Source organism: Corynebacterium sp. UMB9976 (genome assembly GCF_030212265.1).
Taxonomy (GTDB): domain Bacteria; phylum Actinomycetota; class Actinomycetes; order Mycobacteriales; family Mycobacteriaceae; genus Corynebacterium.
Genome location: NZ_JASODY010000005.1, coordinates 1 through 23,928, shown reverse-complemented (window position 1 = coordinate 23,928; position 23,928 = coordinate 1). Strand labels below are relative to the sequence as shown.

Sequence of the window (23,928 nt, the reverse complement as noted above, 5' to 3'; positions counted from 1 at the left end):
CACTTCACACCCCCACGATGCGCTGCCTCCCCCACGACACCCCGTGCTCCCCTAGTCCCCCTTCGGTGGGGCGCCGAGCTCCACGGAGCGGTCCCGGCACGCCTCCATCGCGCGGAAGAAGGCACGGCGCAGCCCCTCCTCCTCCAGGGTGCGGGTCGCCATGGAGGTCGTCCCGCCCGGGCTGGAGACCTTCGCCCGCAGCTCCACCGGGCCGTCACCACCCTCGGCAAGGCCGTTGGCCATCATCTGGGCTGCACCCTCTGCGGTACCGATCGCGAGCTTTTCGGCCAGCGCCCGTGGCAGACCCAGGTTCACGCCTGCGTCCACCATCGCCTCGGCGACGAGGAAGAAGTATGCCGGGCCGGACCCGGAGACCGCCGTGACCGCGTCGATGTCCTTCTCCTTGACGATCACCGCGGTGCCCACCTTGGCCAGCAGTTCGCGCACCGTCTCCAGCTGCTCCTCCGTCGCGAAGCGGCCACCCGCGATCGCGCTGGTCCCCTTGCCGACCAGCATCGGGGTATTCGGCATCACGCGCACCACCGGGGTGCCCGCAGGCAGCACATTCTCCATCGCACCGATGGTCACGCCAGCGGCGACGGAGACCGCGACCGTCGTGGCGTCGTTATCGTCCAGCTGTTCCGCGACCTCGTCGAAAACGGAGAGCGTGCCGTCGGGCTTCACGCAGTTGAACAGGACGTCCGCTTCCACCGCGGCGGTGACCGAGTCCTCCGCGGTCAGCACCCCGTAGCGGTCCGCCAGCTCGGTGAGCCGGTCTTCGCTGCGGTTCGCGACGATGATGGTCTTCGGGTCAATTCCGTCTGCGACGAGCCCGGCGATCAATGCTTCGCCGATGTTCCCGCCGCCGATGATTGCGATTCGAGTCATGCCCTCCAGGGTGCCAGCCCGGCGCGTCGATTGCAGCGCTTGCGTGCAGCTCCCCCGTTTTCGGTGGTCTCGCATCCAGTTGTGAGGACGTCGCCCTCCGGCGCCACAGCACCCCGCCCGAACGTGGCTGGTGCGGCAAAAAGAAAAGCGCGCCTCGCGGCGCGCAGAAACTTAGATGCTCATGATCAGCCGTGGGCCGATGGTGAGTACCAAGCCCACCACGAAGGTGAGAATCATGATGAGTTTGTCGCGGTGGCGCAGCAGTGCGTGCACCACGCCGACCATCACGAGGGTCACCGCGAGGGCGAGCACCAGCACCAGCACCGCTGGCAGGGAGCCCCACAGGAGCTTGAATCCGAGGAACACGCCAATGCCGACCAGGATGGCCGCGATGGCCTGGCCGATGAGGGCTGGCCAGGAGATGGTGTCATCCTCGTACTCGATGACCTCGTCTTCGCCGAGGGTGCGCTGCAGCTCTTCGAGCTCCTCAGGGCTGTGGAACTCCTCCGGAGCGGGCTGCTCCCCCTTGCGCTCCGCATCGGAGCCCCGCGTCGCGGCGGCAGTGCCGGCAGCACCGGCGGTGGCAGCAGCCGCCGCGGCCCCGGCGCCAGAGCCCTTCTGGTCAGCGTCCTTGCGATCAGGGCTCTTGGCCGGCGCCTTCGTAGCCGAAGCGCTCTTCGCCGCAGGCTTCTGTGCGGCCTCGGCGCCCTCAGCCTGGTCCGCGGTGACCTTCGTGATCAGGGCCGTCTGCTCGGTGGACGGCTCGGTGTTCTTCTTCGCCGGCGCGGCCTTATCGGTAACAGCCGGGATCTCGGAGGTCTGTTCCTCCGGACGCTGTGCCGGAACCTCGCGGCGGTCGACAATCGCGGAGCTAGCGGCAGCCGCGTTCTTGGGCTCAGGCTTCTTCTGCTCAGCCTTCTGGGCCGCAGCCTTCTTGGCCGCAGCCTCTTCTTCGGCCTTCTTCGCCGCGGCCTTTTCCTCTGCGGCTTTCTTGGCAGCAGCTTCCTTGGCCTTCTTCGCCTTCTCGGCTTCTGCCTGCTTAACCTTTTCAGCCTCGGCCTTCTTGGCCTTCTCCTCAGCCGCCTTCTCCGCCGCAGCCTTCTCCTCGGCGGCCTTCTTTGCGGCAGCCTCCTTGGCCTGCTTGGCCTCGGCCTGCTTCGCCTTTTCGGCTTCAGCCTTCTTATCTTCAGCCTGCTCGGCAGCCTGAGCCTGCTTGGCCTGCTCAGGCTTCGCCGTCTTTTCAGCCTTATCGGCCTGCTTTACCCCGGCCTCAGCCCGATCGACCGTGGGCTGCTCACGCTTGTCAGCGCCCGGTGCGGGCGCGGTGGAAGCTTCGCTCTCGGCGTCCTCGACGACCGGGATCGCGCCGGTCAGCTCGGCAACGGAAATGCCACCCTCGTCGAGGCTGCGGCGGCGCCGGCGGCGGCCGCTATCAGAAGATGTGCGACCGCTGCGGGCGAGCAGTTCCGCGACCGTAAGCTTCTCACTCATCGAATGTTCCCATCAATGTCCACGTGAACATACAAATAACTGTTTCGCATAGTATACGAAGCGCCATTTTTGGTTTTGTTCATTCCACACCCTAATGGCGCTAGGAAACTAAGAAAAATCTTCGAAAGCCACGTCCGTGTGGTGGAAGATCATTCCCTCACGCAACGCCCACGGGCAGATATCCAAGGAATCCAGGTCCAGTTTGCGCATCGCCGCCTCCGCGACCAGCGCGCCAGCCACCACCTGGTGGGACCGTTCCTGGCTGACGCCCTCCAGCTCTGCGCGGTCCGCCGCCGTCATGCGGGAGATGAAAGCGATGAGCTGCCGCAGGCCAGGCTGGGTCAGGGTGCGCTTCACGCGTGGCCCCGCAGAGCTCGGTGCCGCACCAGTCAGGCGGGCAAGCATGCGGAAAGTCTTAGAGGTCCCCACCGCCACGTCGATGGGGCCGGCATCCTGGAATTCCTTGATATTGGCGTCCAGCTGCTCCTCGATGAACTCCCGCAGGTTCTTCACGGACTTCCGGGACGGCGGATCACTGTCGAACCATTCCCGAGTCAACCGGCCCGCACCCAGATCCAGGCTCAGCGCCACGTCCGGGCTCTCCGTAGTTCCCACGGACATCTCCAGGGAACCGCCACCAATGTCGAGGTCGCAGATCCGGCCAGCCGACCAGCCGTACCAGCGACGCACCGCGAGGAAGGTCAACCGGGCCTCTTCCTCGCCGGTGAGGATTTGCAGCCGCACGCCGGTGGCGTCCTCGACGGCGTCCAGCACCTTCTCGGAATTATTCGCGGAACGGATCGCCGACGTCGCAAACGGCAGCAGCTCCTCGCAGCGGAACTGTTCCGCCATCTCCGAAGCCAGCCCCACGCCGCGCGTGAGCTTATCGATCCCCTTCGAGTTGATGTTTCCCTTCTTCGAGAGGTACTCCACCAACCGCATGGGGGTTTTCCAATTACTCATGGGAGTTGGCGGGCCACCGTATTGGGCATCCACAACCACGAGGTGAACCGTATTACTGCCAACGTCCAAGACACCTAATCTCACGTTTTCAGCCTATCGGGTCTACGGTGGATTGCGTGAGAAATAGCGAGCCAAATTCCCCCCACCCCATCGCATCCGGCTATCCGGACGGCACCCCAGCTGACCTTTCGGTACGCCGGGGCGTCGAATTGCCCGGCGATTACCCCCGCGAATGGCTGGAATTCATCAACCCGGCCGACTCCGAGCACATCATCCAGATCGACCTGACCTGGCTGATGTCCACCTACCGCTGCCGTTTCGGTACGGACGCCTGCCACGGCATCGACGTCGCCGCCGACCCGGGCGTGGCCTGCTGCGTCCACGGTGCTTTTCTTACCGACGACGACGACCGCGCCAACCTCAACCGTGTGGTCCAGGAGCTCAGCCCCGAACAGTGGCAGCTCTACACGCCGGGCGAAACCCCGGGAGAGAAGGAGCAGGCTGACGGGGAGCTCGAGCCGTGGCTCGAGTGGGACGAGCTGGAAAACGACGAGGGCGAGATGGAGCCCGCGCTGAAGACCAAGACTGTCGACGGCGCTTGCATCTTCGCCAACCGCGCGGGCTTTGACGGCGGCATCGGCTGCGCGCTGCACATCTGGGCCACCGAGAACGGCGAGTCCATCGTGGAGTCCAAGCCGGAGGTCTGCTGGCAGGTGCCGCTGCGCCGCCTGGAGGACTGGGAGACCCGCCCCGATGGCCAGGAGATGCTGCGCACCACGATCACGGAGTACAACCGCCGCGCCTGGGGCGACGGCGGGGCGGACTTCGACTGGTGGTGCACCACGGACCCGAACTGCCACGCAGGCAGCGCCGAGGGCCAGGGCGGGTCGGCCGATGCCATGTGGCGCACCCACAAAGACGAGCTGGTGGAGCTCATCGGCGAGGAGTCCTACGAGGTGCTGGCGGAACACTGCGAGGCCCTGGAGGCACGCGCCGCGGCCACCGGAGAGCAGAACGAGGCGGGGGCTCCGCTGGCACCCAGCGGCTTCCCGCTGCTCACGATCCACCCGGCGACCCGGGCGGCCCGCGAGCGCAAGCTCTAGTTCGCCCGCCCAGTCGCGCTTGAGTGGGCTGCGGCAGCGCGAACAGGATGTCAGCGCGCCCCACTCGACGCACGAACGCCCCAGGAAGTTTTTCCTGGGGCGTTTCGCTTAGGTGATGAGCCTTACGTGGTGAGCTCGGTGGAGGGTATTACTTCTTGCCCTCGGCGGCCACCGCGGCCGCACCGGCTGCCGCTGCCTCCGGGTCGAGGTACTCGCCACCCTTGACCTTGACCGCACCGTTGCTGTCGAACTTGTAGACCAGCGGCATACCGGTCGGCAGGTTCAGCTGGGCGATGTCCTCATCAGAGATCTCGTCGAGGTGCTTGACCAGCGCGCGCAGGGAGTTGCCGTGCGCGACGACGAGGACGGTCTCCCCCGCCTTCAGGCGTGGCTCGATCTCAGCCTCGTAGTACGGGACGAGGCGCTTGACGACATCCTGCAGGCACTCGGTGCGCGGAACCTCCGGCAGATCGGCGTAGCGCACGTCCTTGGTCTGCGCGTACTCGCTGTCCACGTCGATCTGCGGCGGCGGGGTGTCGTAGCTGCGGCGCCAGGACATGAACTGCTCTTCGCCGTACTTATCGCGGGTCTCGGCCTTGTTCAGGCCCTGCAGCGCACCGTAGTGGCGCTCGTTGAGGCGCCAGTCGCGCTGCACTGGGATCCAGTGGCGGTCTGCCTCGTTCAGCGCGATGTTCGCGGTCATGATCGCACGGCGCAGCAGGGAGGTGAACAGGACGGTCGGCTCGACAGCGGCGTCCTTAATCAGCTGGCCGGCCCGCTTGGCCTCGGCCTTGCCCTGGTCGGTGAGGCTGACGTCCACCCAGCCGGTGAACTGGTTCGTTGCGTTCCATTCGCTCTGCCCGTGGCGGAGGAGGATCAGTGTTCCTTCAGTGTTGCTCATACCTCCATTTTGCCATGAAACGTTGTGGCCCAGGCGGCAGGTGGCCCCGTTCGCGGGGCACACTCCCGCGCTGTCCGGGCGCGGCCCGCTACTCCGTGTCCTGGCCAGTGGCCTCCTTGCTTGTCTTCTCCTCAGCCTCTGCCGGTGCGGCGGCCTGCTCGGCCACCACCTCGCGCGGGGACTTGCCGGGCATGGGAGCCAGCTGGTCGACCTCTTCGTCGGTGGGACGCAGGCGCTGGAAGGCCCCCAGGTTGAAGGTCGGCTCGCCGCGAGAAAGCCGCCAGGCCCACTCGTGGCGGATGGAGGATTCGAAACCGCGTTCCAGGATGCGGTTGAAGTCCCCGTCCGCGCGCTCCAGCACCTGCCCCAGGATCCGCTGGATGTCCTCGGCAGTGGTGGATTCGCCGAACTGCCCAACCAGGTAGATGTCGTTATTGCCATCGAGGGTGTAATGCACCCCGTAGGTCCGGCGGTTGGCCTGCAGCAGCAGCCGGTAGACCTCCTCCTGGGCCTCCTCCACCGCGCGGCACACAAAGGCCTCGACCCGGAACATGCCCTCCTGCGGGATGAAGAGGCAGTTGGTCTTGAGCCTGCGTTCCCCCGGGAGGACGACAACCAGGTTGCCGCCGGATTCGACGTAGTCGACGTCGGCTTCGTCTAAGAGCGCAGAGATCTTTTCGAGGTTCATGCCCCCAACCTACCCCCGCAGCCGGGCCGCGGAAGGCCCGAGCATTAATTCGCGCTGCCCGCAGGGTGACGCTCCGCGGGACCTTCCTCCGGCATCGTCGGGAGGCTTCGGTAGAGCTCCACCAGCTGTTTGGCCGTATTCTCCCAGCTATAGCGGGCGGCGTGCTGGGGCGCGTACTCCGCCATCGCGATGCGCTGGTCGTCGTCGGAAAGCAGCTGGCCCAGCGCATCGGCCCAGGCTTGCGGATCCTGGCCGTCGACTAGCAGGCCAGACTTCCCCTCCGCGACCGCGGCCTGCAGCCCGCCGACTCGGGTGGCGACCACGGGCGTGCCGGTGGCCTGCGCCTCCAGGGCGACCAGGCCGAAAGACTCATTCGCGCTCGGCATCGCCACCACGTCCGCGGCCTGGTAGATCGAGACAAGCTCCTCGGGTGGGCGGGGCTGCAGGAAGCGCACCGCCCGCGAGATCCCCAGCTCCTCGGCGAGTTCCTCCAGGCACTTCGGTCGCTCCAGCCCGGAGCCGCTCGGCCCGCCGCAGATCAGCACGCGGATCGGCATGTCCGGGTAGCGCTCGATGAGGGTCGCGGTGGCCTGCAGCAGCACGTGCGGCCCCTTGAGGCGTTGGAGGCGCCCCACGAAGCCGATGACCTTCGCAGACAGCGGGATTCCTAGCGCGCGACGGGCGTTCTCGGTGGCGCGTTCGGTGCCGGGGGTGAACTTCTCGATATCGGCGCCGGGGGTGACCACCGCGATGCGGGCCTTATGGGAGTCGTAACCCTGCTCGACGTCCGCAACTTCGGCCTCGGTGTTGACGATGAGGACGTCGGCGTTGTCCACGATCTGCTGCTCGCAGATGCGGCGGGACTCCGGCTCCCGGTTATCACCCTCGGAGAGGTAGTTATTCTTCACCGCGGCCAGCGTGTGCGGGGTGTGCACCCAGCGGATATTCCACAGGTCCCGCAGCAGCCACGCGACCTGGCCGGAGAGCCAGTAGTGGGAGTGGATGAGGTCATAACTCAGCCCATTCTCCCGGGCGAAGGCGAGCACGGAGCCGGTGAACGCGGCCAGCTGAGTCGGCAGCTCCTCCTTGCTCAGGCCCTCGTAGGGCCCGGCCACGCAGTTGATCACCCGCACGCCGTCACCGAGCTCCACGACCTCCCCCTGCAGCGGCCGGGTGGCGCGGGTGAAGATGTCCACACTCAAGCCCTGTTTGGCCAGCTGTTCGGCGGTGTTGCGGATGTAGACGTTCATTCCGCCGGCGTCGCCGGTTCCCGCCTGTTCCAGCGGGGAGGTGTGCATAGAGATCATCGCGATGCGCATGCTTTCCGATCCTACGTTCCCCCACTGGTTCCAGCCCCGTTGAGGACGCCTCCCCCGCCGGCGTTAATATTTCTCGCGAGTTATTTGTTTTCACACACAAATGTCACGGAAGCAGCTAGCGTTGGTGAGACCCGCATCACATTCCTTGTTTCGGATTCCCAAGGAGGCCATAGACATGACCGAAACCCTCGCCCCCAACTCTTCCGCGGTGAACGAGGAAGGCAAGAAGCCTGAAGGCCGCGCGTGGCGGGAGAAGCCGTACCTGAAGTACTACAACTCCTGGACTCCTGCGGAGATCGAACTCAGCGGCGACACCCTGGTGGACATGTTCATCAAGGCCAGCAACGAGCACGGCAAGGACGTGATGCTCGACTTCTTCGGCGGCACAACGACCTACGCTCAGGCTCACGTGCAGGTCCGTAAGGTCGCCGCTGGCCTGAAGGCGCTCGGCGTCCGCCGTGGCGACCGCGTCGCGATCTGCCTACCGAACTGCCCGCAGCACCTGATCTCCATCTTCGCGGTGCTGTACCTGGGGGCGACGGTGGTGGAGCACAACCCGCTGTACACCGCCCGCGAGCTGCAGGGCCCGTTCATCGACCACGGCGCGAAGGTCATCATCGCCTGGGACAAGATCGCCCCGCTGTGCGAGGAGCTGGTCAACCGCACGCAGCTGCAGACCGTCGTCACCGTCAACATGATCGAGGCGATGCCGAAGATCAAGCAGTTCGCACTGAAGCTGCCGGTCTCCTCGCTGAAGGAGAAGCGGGAGCAGCTGCACTCCCCGGCACCGGGCACGGTGCCTTTCCAGAAGCTGGTCGACGGCACCATCGGCGGCGATGGCGCGTACCTGAGCCCAGTGCCGGAGCGCAGCCTGGAGGACGAGGCCTTCATCCTCTTCACTTCCGGCACCACCGGTAAGCCGAAGGGTGCGATGCTGACGCACCGCAACATCATGGCGAACGTGGCCCAGGGTCTGGCCTGGGTTGGCGAACTCGGCGAGGGCGAGCAGGAGATCTACCTGGCAGCGCTGCCGATGTTCCACATCTTCGGCCTGACCCTGACCGCGGCGCTGGGCGTGGCGACTGGCGGCAAGCTCTGCCTGCTGCCGAAGCCGGAGATCCCGCTGATCGTAGACCAGATGAAGAAGCAGGTGCCGACGTATATGCCGGGCGTGCCGACGCTGTACGACAAGATCCTGGAGGCTGCGGAGGAGCACAACCTGGACATCAACGGCGTGAAGAACGCCCTGTCCGGCGCGGCGCCGCTGCCGGTGTCCATCTCCCACCAGTGGCAGGGTCGCACGGGCGGCTCCATCATCGAGGGCTACGGACTGACCGAGACCGCCCCGATCGTTACCGCGAACCCGATTTCGGAGAACGCGCGCGCAGGCTACATCGGCATCCCATTCCCGAGCACCGAGATCCGCGTGGCCGACCCGGAGGATCTCTCCCGAACCATGCCGGACGGCGAGGAGGGCGAGCTGCTGGTCCGCGGCCCGCAGGTGTTCAGTGGCTACATCAACGTCCCGGAGGACGAGCAGCCGTTCTTCGAAGACTGGTTCAAGACCGGCGACATGGCCGTCATGGAGGAGGATGGCTTCCTGCGGATCGTTTCCCGCATCAAGGAGATGATCATCACCGGCGGTTTCAACGTCTACCCGGCGGAGGTCGAGGAGGTCCTGGCGGACCACCCGATGATCGCGAAGGCCGGCGTGGTGGGCCTGGCTAAGGAGGACGGCTCCGACGAGGTCGTCGCCGCTGTGGTGCTCGACGAGCACGTCAAGAAGGAGGACTTCGACGAGGAGAAGGTCAAGGAGTGGGCACGCCACGAGATGACCCGCTACAAGGTGCCGCGTCGCTTCTTCGTCGTCGACGAGCTGCCGGCGGACCTGATTGGTAAGATCCGCCGCCGTGAGATCAAGGACTTGGTCGAAAAGATCGTCGCCGAGGAGGGCTAAGCCGCCACCTGGGGTGCCGGGTTCGGCACCTTAGGCAGACTGGCCCGCCCCGGCACTCGCCCGGCGACATCAACCACGCACAACGCCCTAGGCTGAGACCGACCCCGTTATGGGGTCGCAGAGCTCGCGCCTAGGGCGTTGTTCTGTGTGACCCCCTAGCCTTCTTCGCGCCTAGTCCGTTGCGCGGTTGACCGGCGGCAGCTCCGCCCCGATCCACACGGGCTCTGGCACCAGCTCCACGCCGAAGGCCTCGAAGACCCCGTCGCGCACCGCGGTGGCCAGCGCCACCAGGTCCTCGCTACTCGCCCCACCCCGGTTGGTCAGCGCCAGAGTGTGCTTGGTGGACAGCCCGGCGCGCTCCCGGCCCGGCACCTGCCAGCCCTTGTGAAAGCCCGCCCGCTCGATGAGCCAGGCCGCGGAGAACTTGAACTCCGGATTCTCCGGCGTGCCGACGGAGAACAGCGGCATGGCCTCGGCCTCCGACTCACCCACGCGCTCGCGCACGGCGGCGACCACCGCATCCCGCGCCGCCTCCCCCGCGACGACCGGGTTCGTGAAGAAGGAACCGGCGGACCAGGTGTCGTGATCCTCGGCGTTGAGAACCATGCCCTTGCCGGCGCGCAGCTCCAGCACCGCCTCGCGAACCTCTGCTGCCGGGCGGCGGATCTCACCGGCCTGTTCCCCCTCGGCCGGGCGGGCCACGCCCAAGCGCCGGGCCAGCTCACCGAAGCGCAGCGGCAGGGAGAGCCCCGCCGGGTCCAGCTGGAACTCCACCTCCAGCACCGCCGCACGGTCGGTGAACTTCAGGTTCGAGTAGCGGTAGGCCAGGTCCAGGCTCTCGGGCTCCGCCCACTCGGCGACCCGGCGAGCGCGGTCGTAGAGGCGTACCCGGCGCAGCACCTGGGAGACCTCCGCCCCGTAGGCGCCAACGTTTTGCACCGGGGTGGCGCCGACGCAGCCCGGAATGCCGCTGAGGCACTCCAGCCCGCCCAGGCCGGCAGCCACGGTCGCGGCGACGAAGCGGTCCCACTCCACTCCCGCGAAGGCCGAGCACACGCCCGTCTCCGGATCGATGCTGATGGCAGCCTCCGGATCGTCCGCGGCGTGCACCACAACCAGCTCGGAGACCTCCGGCCCGTCCCCGATCAGCAGGTTCGATCCCCCACCGACGATCAGCACGCGCCATCCCGCGGCATCGACGGCCTCCAGCACACCGGCCAGCTGCTCGGCGGTGGTGCATTCCGCCACGGCGGCGGGCTGCCCGCCGATGCGCAGCGTGGTCAGTTCCGCGAGCGGGCGGCGATCCACGGCAGCCCCGGTGGGGGCGACGGCGGCGGCCACCTCGTCGAGGCTCGGCGGGGCGGCGGGGCCGGTAGTTGCGGCCGGAAAAGTATTGGCGTGATTCTGCTTTTGTGTCACCCCTCTAACGGTAGCCTGTAGCCATGACGACTAACAGTGAGAACACCCACAGCATCGGCTTCCCGCTCGCCGATGTCCACGCCGCACTGTCTTCCCAGGAGTACTGGGAGTACGAGGCGAAGAACATCGGCGACGAGCCCGGCGAGGTCCGCAACTTCACCGGCGGCCCGAACGTCAAGGTTGAGCTGGCCGAGAAGCTGCCGATTGATGCCGTCCCAGAGTCCTTCCGCGCGATGGTTCCGGCCGCCCTGGAGCTGGCCCGCACCGTCACCTTGGGACCGGTCGAGGGCGGCCGCGCGACCGGGACCGTCACCGCGGAGGTCTCGGGCCTGCCGGTGAAGTTCAATGCCGACCTGGTGCTGCAGGACGCCGATGGCGCGACCTCCCTGAGCGCCAAGTCCGCGGTGGACGTTAAGATCCCCATGATGGGTTCCATGCTGGAGCCGAAGATCATGGAGTGGGTCGAGCAGTTCATCGCCCACGAGTCCTCCCTGATCGAGAAGTATCTGAAGGAGAACGCCTAAACTTCCGTGGCTGATCACGCCCACAATCTACGGGCCCGTTCCTGGTCGCGGGACGGGCCCGTTGGCGTACCCACCCGTGGCACGACCGGCTTCAACCGGCTGCGCAAGGCCGATCGGTGGCTCGCCCATCACCCCGCGGTGCGCGCTGCCTTCGATGCCGCTTCTTTATCAGGACGTCGCCCCCTTGCCGTGGATGTGGGCTACGGGGCTTCTCACACCACCACGGTGGAATGGGCGGGGTGGCTGCGCCGGGTAAACCCTGAGGTGCGCGTGCTGGGGCTCGAGATCGAGCCCTCCCGGGTGCTGCCGCCCCGCGATGGTGTGGAATTCGCCCTGGGCGGCTTCGAGTTGGCGGGCCACCGCGCCGAGGTGGTGCGGGCCTTCAACGTGCTGCGGCAGTACGACGTCTCCGAGGTCCTGGCAGCCTGGCGGATGATGATCGCGGGGCTTAACCCCGGCGGGCAGATCATCGAGGGAACGTGCGATGAGATCGGACGGCGGGCGGCCTGGGTGCTCCTGGACGAGTCCGGCCCCCGGACGCTGACGCTGGCCTGGGACCCGGCCGATGTGGAAAAGCCTTCGGATGTGGCGGAACGGTTGCCGAAGGCCCTGATCCACGAGAACACCAAGGGCCACAAGGTCTTCACGCTGCTGCAGGCTGCGGATGCGGCCTGGGACCGGGCGGCGGGTTATGCGCCCTACGGCCCGCGGGTGCGCTGGCGCTTCGCCCGGGAGGACCTGCTGGGCCAGCTCCCTGCCGGGGTGGCGAAGCTCAACCCGCGGCGGCGGATCCAGGACAACCTGCTCACCGTCCCCTGGGGGCTCGTCAGCGACATCCGGCTCTAGACGTTCTATAGAAATCTCGCCGGCTTTGCGGAACACTATGTTGGGTGAGCTCTCAAAATTACTATCCCCAGCAGCAGCCCCAATTCTCCGGCTACCCGGCCCAGCAGGCGCCGGAGAAGAAGTCGAAGGCGCCGAAGATCCTGGCCATCATCGTGGTCATCGTGCTCCTGCTCGCGCTGATCGCCGAGTTCGGCGCGCGCTGGTACATCAAGCATGAGATCACCAACGCCATGACCGAGGCCTCGGATTCGCGCATGGCCGAGGACCCGAAGGTCTCGTTGGGCACCACCCCTGTTCTCTTTGGGCTGGTGCAGGGCTCGCTGCCCCACCTGGAGGTGGAGGTCCCCTCCAGCATCGACGTCTCCTATGAGGATAACGACCCCAGCCGCCCGGTCATCACCGGCATGCCGCGCACCCATATCACCGGCAAGAAGCTCTCGATGGGGGAGAACCCGGAGGACATGATCTTCGGGGAGCTGACCGTCGACGCGGAGCTGCCGAAGGAGGTCATGAAGGCGGAGATGATCGCCAACCAGTCCGGTCAGTCGGGCGATGACCTGATGAGTCAGCTTCTGCAGGTCAATGACGTTGTGCCGAACCCCAAGGATCAGACCCTCGAGGTGCAGTTCAGCGGTGGGCTGGCCAGCATCGTGATGAGCCCGAAGATCGAGCAGGGCCAGCTGACGATGGAGGTCTCGGCAGTGAAGGTCTTCGGCCAGGAGCTGCCGGATGTCCTCGCCGAGACACTCGGCGGCGCGGTCGAGGATTCCGTGGACCAGAACACGCCGGGCGGCCTGGAGGCCCGGGACGTGCGCGTCACCAACCGGGGCCTGCAGATCTCCCTGCACGGCACGGACGTCCACATCGACGAGCTACAGAACTCCCTGAACGAGGCGGGCCAGCCCCAGCAGGGCGGGCAGGACAGCCCGCGCGGGGGTCGCAGCAACGACGGTGCTGGGGACGACACCCCGGCCGGGGAGGACCGCCCGGGAGCCGTGGGCTCCGGCGGCGAGATCTTCAACCGGGCTGCGGCTTAAGCCCCCTACCAAACCCCGGCTACTGCTGCGGCGCGCCCTCGAGGATTGCGCGCGCAGCGGATACCCCCAAGCGGGTCGCCCCCGCCTCGATCATGGCCACGGCCTGCTCCCAGGTACGGATGCCACCGGAGGCCTTGATCCCCACCTGACCACGCTTGCCCATCCGATCCAGCTCATCGGCCATGATCCGCACGGCCTCGACGCTGGCGCCACCCGCCGGGTGGAAGCCGGTGGAGGTCTTCACAAAATCTGCGCCGGCCCGGGCGGCCGAACGCACCGCCGCGCGCAGCTGCTCCTCGGAAAGCACCGCGGACTCCAGGATCACCTTCAGCACCGCCGGTGCTGGTATCGCCTCGCGCACGGCCATGATCTCCGAGAGCATGGCATTCTCGTCGGCGGCCAGAGCATTGGCCACGTCGATCACCATGTCCACCTCATCGGCGCCCTGCTCCACCGAAAAGCGGGCCTCGGTGGCCTTGATGAGGCTCTGGTGCTTGCCGGAGGGGAATCCCGTCACCGTGGCCACCCGCAGCCCGGGGTAATCCCCCGAGATCGGCAGCATGGACGGGGATACGCACACCGCGCCACAGCCAAGTTCCTGGGCCTCGCGGAGCAGCGCCCGCACGTCCTCGCGGCTGGCGTCGGTGGCCAGCAGGGTGGCGTCCATAATCTGGGCGACCGACTCGCGGCTCGGGACCACCGGCCCGGAAGAGTTCTGGGAAGCAGCCACGGCTACCACGCCCCAGAGGCGTTATCGAGGACGTCGCGGATCGCCGGGCGGACGTCCTGCCAGTAGATACCGACGATCACCGCACCGATGATCCACAGCGGGAAGGCACCGCCGCCGAAGATGCCGAACAGGCCCGTCAGCGCCGCACCACCCCCGAGCAGCAGCCAGTTCTGCTTCTTGCGGTTGATGACATCGAAGGCGTCATCGCGGGTCATTGCCACCTGGGCAGCGGCAGCAACCCCCAGGATCAGAACGATCACGGACAGGGACAAATACAGGTAGCCAGCCACCTTGAAGCCGATGAGTAGTGCGGGATTCATCATGGCCTCATCCTAATGCACTCCCCGGACACGTAGCGGGAGCGGCAGGCCACGGACCCTGCCGCTAGAAGAGCCAGCCGATCAGCTGCGCCAGCGAGTAGATAGCCAACCCCGCCAGGGAGCCCACGACGGTGCCGTTGACGCGGATGAACTGCAGGTCCTTACCCACCATCAGCTCGATGCGGTCACTGGCCTCCTCAGCATCCCACCGCTCCACGGTCTCGCCGATGATGCTGGTGACCTCGCCTGCGTAGTTCTCCGCCAGGTAGGCCGCCGCCCCCACCAGCCGGTCTTCGAGGTTTTCTCGCAGCTGTGGTTCCGCGAGCACCCGGTTGGCGAATTCGGTGACCCAGGCCGCGATGCGGGTGCGCAGCATGGAGTCTGGGTCCTCGGCCTGCTCTGCGAGCACGTGCCGGGTGTTCTCCCACACGGTCGCCGGGAGGGCGGTGATGGGCCCGGAGTTGAGGATGTCTTCCTTGATGTTCTCCATGCGTTGGATCATCACCGGGTCGTGCTGAAGGTCGCGGGCCAGACCCGCGATGAAGCTGCGAAACTGCTGGCGGGCCTCGTGGTTCGGGTTGGCCCGCACCGCAGCGGTGAAGTCCACGACCTCGCGGTAGACGCGGTCGCCGACGAGCTCGCGGACGAAGCGGGGCGCCCAGCGCGGGGTGCGCTCGTCGATGAGGTTGACGATGAAGTCCTCCGACTCGCGGGCCTTATCGTCCATCCAGATGACGGCCGCGTCCACCAGTGGCTCGGTGCGCCCTTCGTCGATGAGCTGCTGTAGGCCGCGCCCCATCGGTGGACCCCACTGTGGTTCGCGGAGGCGGTCGATGACCATCACGCGTAGGACGGCCTCGACCTCCTTGGCGTTCACCCCGTTGACCGTCAGCCGGATCAGCTTGCCGATCTCCCGGCTGATGACCTGGTCCCCCTCGGATTCCACAACCCACTTGGCGGCCCGTGTAGGCAGGTGAGCGGCGCGCAGCTTCTCGGAGATCAGGGTGGCGTTGAGGAAGTTCTCGCCGACGAACTCCGACAGCGAGTGGCCGACCTGGTCCTTCTTCCGTTTGATGATCGCGGTGTGCGGGATCGGCAGGCCCAGTGGGTGGCGGAAGAGTGCGGTGACGGCGAACCAGTCCGCGATGCCACCCACCATGCCGGCCTCGGCGGCGGCCTGGACGTAGCCGACCCAGGCCGGGGCATTGCCGCCGTGATCCACGATGCGGCAGATTGCGAAGACGATCGCCGCGAAGATCAGCAGACCCGAGGCGATGGCCTTGTGCTTGCGCAGGTCGTGGCGCCGCTGGGCCTCGGACTCCGGGGAGGGGCCGGGCACTGGCAGGCTGCTGCTTGCTGGGGCGGGGTTATCAATGCTGCGATGGCTCACCCCACCAGTATCGCAGCTTTGGGCCTTCGGCGGTCCCCTCGCCCCGGCCGGCACGCGCCACACCCCCACTCCGATTGACTGCCCCCGGTGCGGAGAACGAGCTGCCTAATCTCACCCGCATCTTCCCCGGGGTCGATGCACTGGCCAGGTCTCGTGCTCCGCGGCATGACCGGGAACGGCATGCAAAAAAGGCCACCCCGGTCGCCGTCCTCAATGACGGGGACCGGGGTGGCCTCAAGTACTAGCTTTGCGGGCTACGTTGGAGGTGCGTGCCCTGCGCGTTCATTACGCGCTCGCTAGCCAAGTTCTAGTGGATGCGACCACTGCGCTTGACGTACTCGCGGTAGTTCGCACGGCCGATGTGGACCATGGCGAAGCCACCGAAGAGGAAGAGCGCAGCACCGATCAGACCTGCGATAACGAACCCGGTTGCATTGTCGCTACCGGCTGCACCAGCCAGGCCGTAGATCGCCATGCCGAAGAAGGCCAGGGAGCTCAGGATGGAGCCCATTGCGACCCAGGTGATAGAGCGGTGCAGAGAAGAGTGCGGCGCATCGTAGCTCGACGGGACGAAGCCGTCCTCGTAGTAACGCTCCATGTGGAGGTTTTCAGCGAGAGCCATTTCTTTCCTACTTTCCGGAAAACCTGTATGTATCTACAGCTTAACCTAGTCGTCCTTACCGCGGAAGGCAGCGCGTGCGCGCTCCTTCGTGATTGCGGCAACGGCGGTCAGCGGGATGCCAGCTGGGCAGACGTCCGCGCACTCGCCGTACAGGGAGCAGTGACCGAAGTTGGTCTCCACCTCGTCGACCATGGCGCGGGCGCGCTTGCCGCGCTCCTCGCGACCCATCGGGGACAGGGTGAGGTGAACCAGCTTCGCGCCGGTGAACAGGTGAGCAGCACCGTTCGGGCACGCTGCGACACAGGCACCACAGCCGATGCAGGCCGCGTGGTCCAGAGCCTTCTCCGCGTCGGAGTGGTTGACCAGCAGGTCGTCGGCGTCCGGTGCGGTACCAGCCTGGACGGAGACGAAGCCGCCCTTCTCCATGACGCGGTCCAGTGCGGAACGGTCGACGACCATGTCCTTGATGACCGGGTAGGCAGCGGAGCGCAGCGGCTCCAGCTTGATGGTGTCGCCATCGTTGAAGGAAACCAGGCGCTGCTGGCAGGCAGGCTTGTTCTGGTCTGGGCCGTGCGGACGGTCGTTCACCATCAGGCCACAGGTACCACAGATACCCTCGCGGCAGTCAGAGGCGAAGGCGAAGGGCTCCTTGCCAGCCTCGACGTACATGGTGTTGACGTGGTCCAGCAGCTCCAGGATGGACATCTGTTCTGCGGCGTCGTCAACCTTGACGGACTCGAAGTGGCCTTCGGCGTTCGGGCCCGCCTGACGCCAAATTTCAAGATTCAGCTTCATTACTTGTAATTCCTTGTCATCAGCGGGATTCGATCGAAGTACAGCGGCTCGGAGTGGCGGATGAACTTCTCATCGCCGTTCGACTCCCAAGCGGAGACGAAGCACCAGTTGTCATCGTCACGCTCGGCCTCGCCGTCCTCGGAGAGGTGGTCATCGCGGTAGTGGGCACCGCAGGACTCGTCGCGGTCCAGTGCGTCGACGCACATGAGCTCGCCGAGATCCAGGTAGTCGGCCACACGCAGTGCGTACTCCAGCTCCTGGTTCATCTCGTTGGCCTCGCCCGGGACGTGGACGTTGGCCCAGAATTCCTTGCGCAGTGCGCGGATCTTCTCGATGCCGTCCTTCATGTCCTCGACGTTGCGGGACACGCCACAGGAGAAGTACAGGATCTCGCCGAGCTGACGGTGGTAGTGGGCCGCGCCGTGTGGCTCCTCGCCACGGATGTTCATGATCCGGTCGATGCGCTTCTGAGAGCGCTCCAGGGCCTCCTGTGCGGCCGGGGAGTCCTCAGCCGAGACCTCCTCGCCCAGCAGCGGTGCCAGGTAGTTCGGGATCGTGAACGGCAGGGTGAACCAGCCCTCGACGGAGGAGGAGAGCAGGGAGTTAGCACCCAGTCGGTTTGCACCGTGGTACATCCAGGATGCCTCGCCGGAGCAGAAGAGCCCTGGGATGGAGGTCATCTCGTGGAAGTCGGTCCACAGGCCACCCATGGTGTAGTGGCAGGTCGGGGCGATGCGCATCGGGGTCTCGTACGCGGACTCACCGATGGCCTCCTCGTACATCTGAATCAGGTTGCCGTAGCGCTCGCGGATGGTGTCCTTGCCGAGGCGCTTGATGGCGTCACCCAGGTCCAGGTAGACGGAGTTCTTCTTCGGGCCAACGCCGTAGCCAGCGTTGATCTGCTGGGCGTTCGCGCGGGACGCGATGTCTCGCGGGACCAGGTTGCCGAATGCCGGGTAACGACGCTCCAGGAAGTAGTCGCGCTCGTCGTCCGGGATGTTGTTCGGGTCGCGGTCGTCGCCCTTCTTCTTCGGGGTCCAGATGCGGCCGTCGTTACGCAGGGACTCGGACATCAGGATGGTCTTGGACTGCCAGTCCGAGTTGACCGGCAGGCCGGTCGGGTGGAACTGCACGAAGGACGGGGACGCCATGTAGGCACCCTGGTCGTAGGCGCGCATGATGGCGGAAACGTTGGAGTTCTTCGCCAGGGTGGACATGTGGTACACGTTGCCGTAACCACCGGTGGCCAGCACGGTTGCGTGGCCGGTGTGAGCGGTCAGCTCACCGGTGATCAGGTTGCGCATCACGACACCCTTACAGACGCCGTCCTCGACGATGACGTCCTGCATGTCTGCGTGGGTGAAGATCTCCACGTTGCCGGCGCCGATCTGGCGGTACAGCGCGGAGGTCGTCGCCAGCTGCAGCTGCTGACCCGTTTGACCACGGGTGTAGTAGGTGCGGGAAACCTGCACGCCACCGAAGGAACGGGTTGCCAGAGTGCCGCCGTACTCGCGGGAGAACGGTGCGCCGATGGCGTTCATGTGGTCGATGACCTTCGGGGACTCCATGGCCAGGCGCCAGCAGTCGTTCTCGCGGCAGCGGTAGTCGCCACCCTTGACCGTGTCCTTGGTGTGGAGGTAGGTCGAGTCGTTATCCAGCTTCTTACCGCGGGAGGAGTTCACACCACCCTGCGCAGCAATGGAGTGCGCGCGGCGTGGGGAATCGTGGTACGTGAAGACCTTCACGTCGTAGCCCAGCTCGCCGAGGGCTGCAGCGGCAGCGCCACCGGCCAGGCCGGTACCGACGATCAGGACGCGGAACTTGTTGCGGTTCAGCGGGGACACCAGGCCGAAGTGGTCCTTGGCGTAGGTCCACTGCTGATCCTGGCCGACCTCGTGCGGGGCGTTGTCCTTCAGAACCTTGCCGACGGTCACGCCGTCGACGGAGGACTCAGGCGCGGTGAAAGCTGCGACTGCCTCGTCGTAGTTGAAATCCGCAGTTTGGTTGTGCGGGTGATTAATAACATCGCTCATAGCCGTTTACTCCTTAACAGACTCGCGAGCTTAAACGCCTGGGACGAATGGCACTTGCTCAATGCCCCCGAACAGCACAGCCAGTGGGATAGAGATATTGCCGATGAGGATCAGGGCCGGGACCAGGTAGGAGATCCACAGGATCACCTGGCGCCAGCGGTGGCCGGTGATACCCAGGTCCGAGGATGCGGTCCAGATGCCGTGAGACAGGTGGGCGAACAGGATGAACATCGCGACGATGTAGATGATCGCCACTGCCGGGCGCTCGAAGGAGGCCACGAGGTTCTGGTAGGCGGCGTGGTTGCCGTCAACAGCCTCGATGAACTCGCTGGACGCAGCCGGCTGGACACCCAGGGTCAGGTCCAGGATGTGGAAGATGATGAACAGCAGCAGCACGATGCCGGTGACCGGCATGGTGCGTGCGGAGAAGGTATTCCAGTTGCTGACCATGCCCTTGCGGCGGAAGCGGCCGCGGGACTGGTGGCTGCGGCCGATCAGCGCGAACGCAAACCACACGTGCAGCACGATTGCCACGAGCAGCACGATGCGGAAGATCCACAGCATGCCGCCCTCAGGCAGGATCGGCGAACCGACCTCGCGGAGGAAGTCCGCGTAAGTATTGAGGCCCTCAGCGCCGGTGTAAACCTTCAGGTTTCCGAGCATGTGGACCAGAACAAACAGGCCGAAGATGATGCCGGTGATGGCCATCGTCAGCTTCATAACCCAGGTTGGGATGCCCGGCTTTTCGCGCAGGGCTTTCGTCGTTATTTTCCCGTGGACAAGGGCGTCCCGGTTTTCGTCATTCTTTACAGTCATGGCACCTCCAGTGTCGTAATAACTCTACGAGCTTGGAGACCTTGGTCACTAACTGCCATGGTCCACCCTGGGGTTTTACACCCTATTTGGGGCAAAATCACAGGAAGTGCACCTATTGCGCAACAGCCGCGTTGCGTAAATACCCCCGAATCACATCAGTCGCACCAGCCACAAAACTCCCCGCCCCGGCGGCTGAGGAGGCCACCGGGGCGGGGAGAAGAAGAGGGCGGGTCCGGACCTAGCCCGCGGCGAGCACCGTCTCCCCCACGACAACCTGCGGCTCACCGGTGACCCGGACCTGCTGCCCCAGCACCGTGACCACACCGGCGTCCTTCCCCTGAACGGAGACCAGCTCCACCTCACCCGGGCGAACCGTCACGCGAACCTGGACATCCCGGATGGTGACGTTGTAGCTGAGGTGCTCCCAACCCTCCGGCAGACGGGGGTCAATGGTGAACTCGCCCTCGTGATCGCGCAGTCCACCAAAGCCATAGGTCAGCGCAGTCCACACCCCACCGCAGGAGGCGATGTGCACGCCGTCGCTCGTGTTGCCATGCATATCCGCCAGGTCCACGAACAGCCCGCGGTGGAAAAACTCCAGAGCCTTATCCGCATAGCCGAGCTCGGCGGCCATGATGGACTGCACCACCGCCGAGAGGGTGGAATCCCCCGTGGTCAGCCGATCGTAGTAGTCATAGTCAGCCCGCTTGACCTCCTGGGAGAATCGCTTCCCCTGCAGGAACAGAGCCAGCACCACGTCCGCCTGCTTCAGGATCTGATAGCGGTAGATCGTCAGCGGGTGATAGTGCAGCAACAGGGGCCGCTTCGGCTCACCGTTCGGATCGTCCAGATCCCAGATCTGGCGGTTGAGGAAGAAATCATCCTGCGGATTGATCCCCAGCTCCTCATTGAAGGGGATGTACATCTGCTCGGCTGCCAGCTCCCAGCGATCCAACTCGGAATCGTTGAGCTTGTGCTGGGCAGCCAGGTCCGCGTAGTCATCCGGCCGCTCGGCGCGCATCGTCTTCAGCACCTTCGCAGCCATGCGCAGGTTATATTGCGCCATCACGTTGGTGTAGAGGTTGTTATTCACCACCGTGGTGTACTCATCCGGGCCGGTGACCGCGTGGATCTCAAAGCGATCCTGCACGGAGTTAAAGAAGCCGATGGATACCCAGAACCGGGCCGTACCCAGCAGGATCTCCACACCCTCACGCATGAGGAACTCCTTATCCCCGGTGGCGTAGAAGTACTTCATCAGCGCGAAGGCCACGTCTGCGTCGATGTGATACTGCGCCGTGCCCGCGGCGTAGTACGCGGAGGACTCGTGCCCGTTAATCGTGCGCCACGGGAAGAGCACGCCGTCGTGGGAAAGCTCCAGGGCACGCTCGTGCGCGGAGGGCAGCATCTCGTAGCGGAAGCGCAGCGCATTGCGGGCGTAATTCGAGTTCGTGTAGCTGAGGAACGGCATCACGTAGATCTCCGTGTCCCAGAAGTAGTGCCCGCCGTAGCCGGCACCGGTCAGCCCCTTGGCGGGAACACCGGTGGTCTCGGCCCGCGCGGAGGCCTGGATCAGCTGGAAGATGCACCAGCGGGCCGCCTGCTGCAGCTCTGGTTGGCCACCGATGCGCACGTCCGAGCGCTCCCAGAACTCGCCCAGCCACTCGCGCTGGTTCTCCACGAGGCTGCTGTAGCCCACCTGCTTCGCCCGGTTGATCGTGCGGTCGCAGCGGAAGGCCAGCTCCTTCGGGGCCACGTGGCGGGAGGAGTGGTAGCTGACGAATTTCTCTAGGCGCAGGTGGCAGCCTTTCGCGCCGTTGATGTGGTAGACGACGCTGGCGACGTCCTCCGCGACCTCCGTGGTCACCTCGACGTCGCCGGAATCCGCGGTCGCCGGGTTGTCCACACGCAGCTCGTGGTCCATGGAGGCGGCGACCGTCATTCCGGAGTGGTTGACCTGGTAACCCAGGGTCGCGCGCTCTGGTTCGGGTTGGGACTGGTACTTCGGGATCAGGACGCGCTCGTCGAAGGTGGAGCCTTTCCGCGGGTCCAGCTCTCCATCCTGGACGGCGACGGGGCCGTTGTTATCCGGGAACTCGCCCTCGCCGTCCTGGCGGTTGAGCAGCTGGGAGGAGACGACGACGGCGGCGTCCGAATCCAGCAGCTCCACTTCGAGCGCCATGATCGCCAGGTGGCGCTCCTGGAAGCTGACCATGCGCTCGGTGGTCACGCGCACGCGCTTGCCGCCTGGGGTACGCCAGATCATGCTGCGGCGCAGCACACCATCACGGAAGTCGAGGGTGCGGCTGTACTCACTGATATCCGCGTTGCCGAGGCGCAACGGCTCGTCGTCGATGTACAGGCGCATCGCCTTCGCGTCGGGGACGTCGATGATGGACTGGCCGTCGCGGGCCAGGCCGTAGGCGTCCTCGGCGTGGGTGATCTTCCAGTTCTCGTAGACGCCATTGATATAGGTGCCGTGGACGGCGGAGTCGCGGCCCTCCGGCGGGTTGCCGCGCATGCCGAGGTAGCCGTTGGACTGCGCGAAGAGTGTCTCGGCGACACCCAAGTCGGTGCGGTTGGGTTTGGTTTCCGCCCAGCCCCACTCCCAGACGGGGTTGTTATCGCGGTCGATCAGCTCCAATGGGTCGACGCCGTGGTGGTGGCGGTCCGCCCGGTAGCCCTCGGTGGCCAAGTCCGCACCGTCGATCGGCCGGTTCGGCCCCTGCGCGCCACCGTTGCGCTTGGCGGCAAGGAAGGCTTGGAGCTGTGCGTTTCCGGTTTGAGAAGCTGAGGTCATTGTGTCCCACATGTTGAGGTTTTCTTCTGAGCCGCGCACAGTCTAGCGGGCGGGTTGCACTACCCCGAATCGCGGGCTCGGGTTGTCACGTTGCTGGCTTGTGCGGCTGCACGGGGGCTCTATTGCGCGGCTGCACAAGGCGGTACGGCGAGGGCTGTGGCGCTATCGCGGGGCTAGCCCACGAAGTCTGCGAGGTCGGCGACCACGGTGTCCGCCCCGGCGTCGAGCAGTTCCTGGTCGCCCGCTCCCCGGTCCACCCCCACGACGAGGCCGAACTTGCCGTTACGCCCGGAGGCCACCCCGCTGAGAGCGTCCTCCACCACCACGGCCTTCTCGGCGGGAACACCCAACCACGTGGCCGCGTGCAGGTAGGTATCTGGGGCGGGCTTGCCGGGCAGCTCGAGTTCCGCGCCGACCAGGCCGTCCACGACCAGCTCGAAGCGGTCGAGCAGGCCCGCCGCCTCGAGCACGGGGCGCGCATTCTTGGAGGAGGAGACGATCGCCAGCCGGGGCGGGGTCACGCCCCCCTTCGGCGCAGCCAGGCTGTCGAGGAGCTGGACACTGCCCGGGTAGGCCGCAATGCCCTGGCCCAGCAGTCGGAGGAACTCGGCGTTCTTACGTTCGCCCAGCCCGTAGACGGTGTTCTCTGCCGCCGTGTCCGCCTCGCTACCGGTGGGCAGGTCGATGCCGCGGGAGCGCAGCAGGGCGGCGATGCCCTCGGTCCGTGGTCGGCCGTCGAGGTAGTCGTAGTAGTCCTGGTCGGTGTACTCGGCTACGCTCTGCCCACCGGCGCCGAGTTCGCGGAAGTACTCGGTGAACATGTGGGCCCAGGCCTCGCGGTGGAGGTCGGCGGTGGGGGTGATCACGCCGTCGAGGTCGAAGAGGATCGCGCCGTACTGCCACAGATCGGGCAGGCACAGGTCGGGCAGGTCTGCGTCTGCAGTGCCGCTCCCCTGCCCGCTTGTCGACGTCTCGGGCTGTCGCTTGTTCACGTTCCCAGGGTTCATGCTGCCGATAGTACGTTCCCCGCCACCGTTTGTGGCCGGGCAGACTTTCCCTTTGCGCTTCCTCCTGCACACCCCACTGCCGCCTCACCGTCGCCACCACCCCCCAAAAGAAAACGGGGCGGGCACACCGTTGTGGTGTGTCCGCCCCGTTGTTTTACTCACCGGCCCCGTTCACGGGCGCTGGCGAGAGTCGGCAGCCGTGTTAGGCGATGCCGTTTTTAGCCTTGAACTCCAAACGACGTGCGTGCAGGATCGGCTCAGTGTAACCAGCCGGCTGCT

At 65.9% G+C, this 23,928-nt stretch carries 22 protein-coding genes; 6 read left to right on the top strand and 16 right to left on the bottom strand.

The genetic code is table 11. The features are described from left to right. Positions 1–51: 51 nt before the first annotated feature. The 3 genes from proC to QP140_RS04035 form a co-directional block, all read right to left on the bottom strand. Positions 52–888, bottom strand: coding sequence for a pyrroline-5-carboxylate reductase (gene proC / locus QP140_RS04045; protein WP_070761141.1), 837 nt, complete (start codon positions 886–888; stop codon positions 52–54). A 171-nt stretch (positions 889–1,059) separates the two neighbouring features. After that, complete coding sequence (locus tag QP140_RS04040) at positions 1,060–2,379, bottom strand: hypothetical protein (RefSeq protein ID WP_284758321.1); 1,320 nt, start codon at positions 2,377–2,379, stop codon at positions 1,060–1,062. 108 nt (positions 2,380–2,487) lie between these two features. After that, positions 2,488–3,426 (bottom strand): Ppx/GppA phosphatase family protein, encoded by a 939-nt coding sequence (locus QP140_RS04035; RefSeq protein WP_070758552.1) that lies wholly within the window; start codon positions 3,424–3,426, stop codon positions 2,488–2,490. A 23-nt stretch (positions 3,427–3,449) separates the two neighbouring features. On the opposite strand from QP140_RS04035, the gene QP140_RS04030 reads away from it, so the two are divergent. Continuing rightward, positions 3,450–4,445 carry a hypothetical protein gene (locus tag QP140_RS04030; RefSeq protein ID WP_284758319.1) on the top strand — a complete coding sequence of 332 codons (996 nt, stop codon included), beginning with the start codon at positions 3,450–3,452 and terminating at the stop codon, positions 4,443–4,445. A 148-nt stretch (positions 4,446–4,593) separates the two neighbouring features. Here QP140_RS04030 and QP140_RS04025 read toward each other — a convergent pair whose 3' ends face one another. The 3 genes from QP140_RS04025 to mshA all read right to left on the bottom strand — a co-directional run bounded on the left by QP140_RS04025 (position 4,594) and on the right by mshA (position 7,353). Next, a complete protein-coding gene (locus QP140_RS04025; RefSeq protein WP_284758318.1) occupies positions 4,594–5,346 on the bottom strand; it encodes a phosphoglyceromutase in 753 nt (250 codons plus the stop codon). Between the two features lie 88 nt (positions 5,347–5,434). Further along, on the bottom strand, positions 5,435–6,034 hold the full coding sequence (locus QP140_RS04020) for a YbjN domain-containing protein (protein WP_148811564.1): 600 nt from the start codon (positions 6,032–6,034) through the stop codon (positions 5,435–5,437). A 44-nt stretch (positions 6,035–6,078) separates the two neighbouring features. After that, the gene (mshA, locus tag QP140_RS04015) at positions 6,079–7,353 is read right to left on the bottom strand and encodes a D-inositol-3-phosphate glycosyltransferase (RefSeq protein ID WP_284758317.1); all 1,275 of its coding nucleotides are present in this window, start codon (positions 7,351–7,353) and stop codon (positions 6,079–6,081) included. Positions 7,354–7,528: 175 nt separating this feature from the next. Here mshA and QP140_RS04010 point away from each other — a divergent pair, with 175 nt between their 5' ends. Beyond that, complete coding sequence (locus QP140_RS04010; RefSeq protein WP_148811562.1) at positions 7,529–9,310, top strand: long-chain-fatty-acid--CoA ligase; 1,782 nt, start codon at positions 7,529–7,531, stop codon at positions 9,308–9,310. Between the two features lie 171 nt (positions 9,311–9,481). Here the strand turns inward: QP140_RS04010 and QP140_RS04005 are convergent, their stop codons facing one another. Continuing rightward, positions 9,482–10,729 carry a UDP-N-acetylmuramate dehydrogenase gene (locus QP140_RS04005; RefSeq protein WP_284758316.1) on the bottom strand — a complete coding sequence of 416 codons (1,248 nt, stop codon included), beginning with the start codon at positions 10,727–10,729 and terminating at the stop codon, positions 9,482–9,484. Positions 10,730–10,752: 23 nt separating this feature from the next. On the opposite strand from QP140_RS04005, the gene QP140_RS04000 reads away from it, so the two are divergent. Genes QP140_RS04000 through QP140_RS03990 form a run of 3 tightly spaced genes read left to right on the top strand, consistent with a single transcriptional unit; the run spans position 10,753 to position 13,136 of the window. Next, a complete protein-coding gene (locus QP140_RS04000; protein WP_284758315.1) occupies positions 10,753–11,253 on the top strand; it encodes a DUF2505 domain-containing protein in 501 nt (166 codons plus the stop codon). Positions 11,254–11,259: 6 nt separating this feature from the next. After that, complete coding sequence (locus QP140_RS03995; RefSeq protein ID WP_284758312.1) at positions 11,260–12,099, top strand: class I SAM-dependent methyltransferase; 840 nt, start codon at positions 11,260–11,262, stop codon at positions 12,097–12,099. 44 nt (positions 12,100–12,143) lie between these two features. Next, positions 12,144–13,136: an LmeA family phospholipid-binding protein gene (locus QP140_RS03990; protein WP_070758547.1), complete on the top strand. Its 993-nt coding sequence runs from the start codon at positions 12,144–12,146 to the stop codon at positions 13,134–13,136. Between the two features lie 19 nt (positions 13,137–13,155). Here QP140_RS03990 and deoC read toward each other — a convergent pair whose 3' ends face one another. The 3 genes from deoC to QP140_RS03975 all read right to left on the bottom strand — a co-directional run bounded on the left by deoC (position 13,156) and on the right by QP140_RS03975 (position 15,576). Further along, the gene (gene deoC / locus QP140_RS03985; protein ID WP_284758415.1) at positions 13,156–13,803 is read right to left on the bottom strand and encodes a deoxyribose-phosphate aldolase; all 648 of its coding nucleotides are present in this window, start codon (positions 13,801–13,803) and stop codon (positions 13,156–13,158) included. 65 nt (positions 13,804–13,868) lie between these two features. Next, positions 13,869–14,189 (bottom strand): DUF2516 family protein, encoded by a 321-nt coding sequence (locus QP140_RS03980; RefSeq protein ID WP_070758545.1) that lies wholly within the window; start codon positions 14,187–14,189, stop codon positions 13,869–13,871. Positions 14,190–14,250: 61 nt separating this feature from the next. Further along, positions 14,251–15,576, bottom strand: a complete 1,326-nt coding sequence (locus QP140_RS03975; RefSeq protein ID WP_284758311.1) for a DUF445 domain-containing protein — start codon at positions 15,574–15,576, stop codon at positions 14,251–14,253. Positions 15,577–15,650: 74 nt separating this feature from the next. On the opposite strand from QP140_RS03975, the gene QP140_RS03970 reads away from it, so the two are divergent. Next, positions 15,651–15,821: a hypothetical protein gene (locus QP140_RS03970; protein WP_168167012.1), complete on the top strand. Its 171-nt coding sequence runs from the start codon at positions 15,651–15,653 to the stop codon at positions 15,819–15,821. 62 nt (positions 15,822–15,883) lie between these two features. On the opposite strand, the gene QP140_RS03965 is transcribed toward QP140_RS03970, so the two are convergent. From QP140_RS03965 to QP140_RS03940, 6 genes are all read right to left on the bottom strand, one after another. Then, positions 15,884–16,198 carry a hypothetical protein gene (locus QP140_RS03965; RefSeq protein WP_070758543.1) on the bottom strand — a complete coding sequence of 105 codons (315 nt, stop codon included), beginning with the start codon at positions 16,196–16,198 and terminating at the stop codon, positions 15,884–15,886. Between the two features lie 45 nt (positions 16,199–16,243). Further along, positions 16,244–16,993 (bottom strand): succinate dehydrogenase/fumarate reductase iron-sulfur subunit, encoded by a 750-nt coding sequence (locus QP140_RS03960; protein WP_012359469.1) that lies wholly within the window; start codon positions 16,991–16,993, stop codon positions 16,244–16,246. After that, on the bottom strand, positions 16,993–19,026 hold the full coding sequence (locus tag QP140_RS03955) for a fumarate reductase/succinate dehydrogenase flavoprotein subunit (RefSeq protein ID WP_070761167.1): 2,034 nt from the start codon (positions 19,024–19,026) through the stop codon (positions 16,993–16,995). Before QP140_RS03955 ends, QP140_RS03960 begins: the two co-directional genes overlap by 1 nt. A 30-nt stretch (positions 19,027–19,056) precedes the next feature. Then, positions 19,057–19,842, bottom strand: coding sequence for a succinate dehydrogenase cytochrome b subunit (locus tag QP140_RS03950; protein ID WP_284758305.1), 786 nt, complete (start codon positions 19,840–19,842; stop codon positions 19,057–19,059). A gap of 238 nt (positions 19,843–20,080) precedes the next feature. Further along, positions 20,081–22,642, bottom strand: a complete 2,562-nt coding sequence (locus QP140_RS03945) for a glycoside hydrolase family 65 protein (RefSeq protein ID WP_284758304.1) — start codon at positions 22,640–22,642, stop codon at positions 20,081–20,083. A 173-nt stretch (positions 22,643–22,815) separates the two neighbouring features. Beyond that, the gene (locus QP140_RS03940) at positions 22,816–23,649 is read right to left on the bottom strand and encodes an HAD family hydrolase (RefSeq protein ID WP_284758302.1); all 834 of its coding nucleotides are present in this window, start codon (positions 23,647–23,649) and stop codon (positions 22,816–22,818) included. Positions 23,650–23,928: the final 279 nt, after the last annotated feature.

Bases quoted from the DNA above. Each gene is read 5' to 3' on its own strand.
- QP140_RS03945 (WP_284758304.1), bottom strand. From the start codon at position 22,642: ATGACCTCAGCTTCTCAAACCGGAAACGCACAGCTCCAAGCCTTCCTT.
- proC (WP_070761141.1), bottom strand. From the start codon at position 888: ATGACTCGAATCGCAATCATCGGCGGCGGGAACATCGGCGAAGCATTG.
- QP140_RS03940 (WP_284758302.1), bottom strand. From the start codon at position 23,649: ATGAACCCTGGGAACGTGAACAAGCGACAGCCCGAGACGTCGACAAGC.
- deoC (WP_284758415.1), bottom strand. From the start codon at position 13,803: ATGGACGCCACCCTGCTGGCCACCGACGCCAGCCGCGAGGACGTGCGG.
- QP140_RS04000 (WP_284758315.1), top strand. From the start codon at position 10,753: ATGACGACTAACAGTGAGAACACCCACAGCATCGGCTTCCCGCTCGCC.
- QP140_RS04040 (WP_284758321.1), bottom strand. From the start codon at position 2,379: ATGAGTGAGAAGCTTACGGTCGCGGAACTGCTCGCCCGCAGCGGTCGC.
- QP140_RS03965 (WP_070758543.1), bottom strand. From the start codon at position 16,198: ATGGCTCTCGCTGAAAACCTCCACATGGAGCGTTACTACGAGGACGGC.
- QP140_RS03980 (WP_070758545.1), bottom strand. From the start codon at position 14,189: ATGATGAATCCCGCACTACTCATCGGCTTCAAGGTGGCTGGCTACCTG.
- mshA (WP_284758317.1), bottom strand. From the start codon at position 7,353: ATGCGCATCGCGATGATCTCTATGCACACCTCCCCGCTGGAACAGGCG.
- QP140_RS03950 (WP_284758305.1), bottom strand. From the start codon at position 19,842: ATGACTGTAAAGAATGACGAAAACCGGGACGCCCTTGTCCACGGGAAA.
- QP140_RS04020 (WP_148811564.1), bottom strand. From the start codon at position 6,034: ATGAACCTCGAAAAGATCTCTGCGCTCTTAGACGAAGCCGACGTCGAC.
- QP140_RS04010 (WP_148811562.1), top strand. From the start codon at position 7,529: ATGACCGAAACCCTCGCCCCCAACTCTTCCGCGGTGAACGAGGAAGGC.
- QP140_RS04025 (WP_284758318.1), bottom strand. From the start codon at position 5,346: ATGAGCAACACTGAAGGAACACTGATCCTCCTCCGCCACGGGCAGAGC.
- QP140_RS03960 (WP_012359469.1), bottom strand. From the start codon at position 16,993: ATGAAGCTGAATCTTGAAATTTGGCGTCAGGCGGGCCCGAACGCCGAA.
- QP140_RS03955 (WP_070761167.1), bottom strand. From the start codon at position 19,026: ATGAGCGATGTTATTAATCACCCGCACAACCAAACTGCGGATTTCAAC.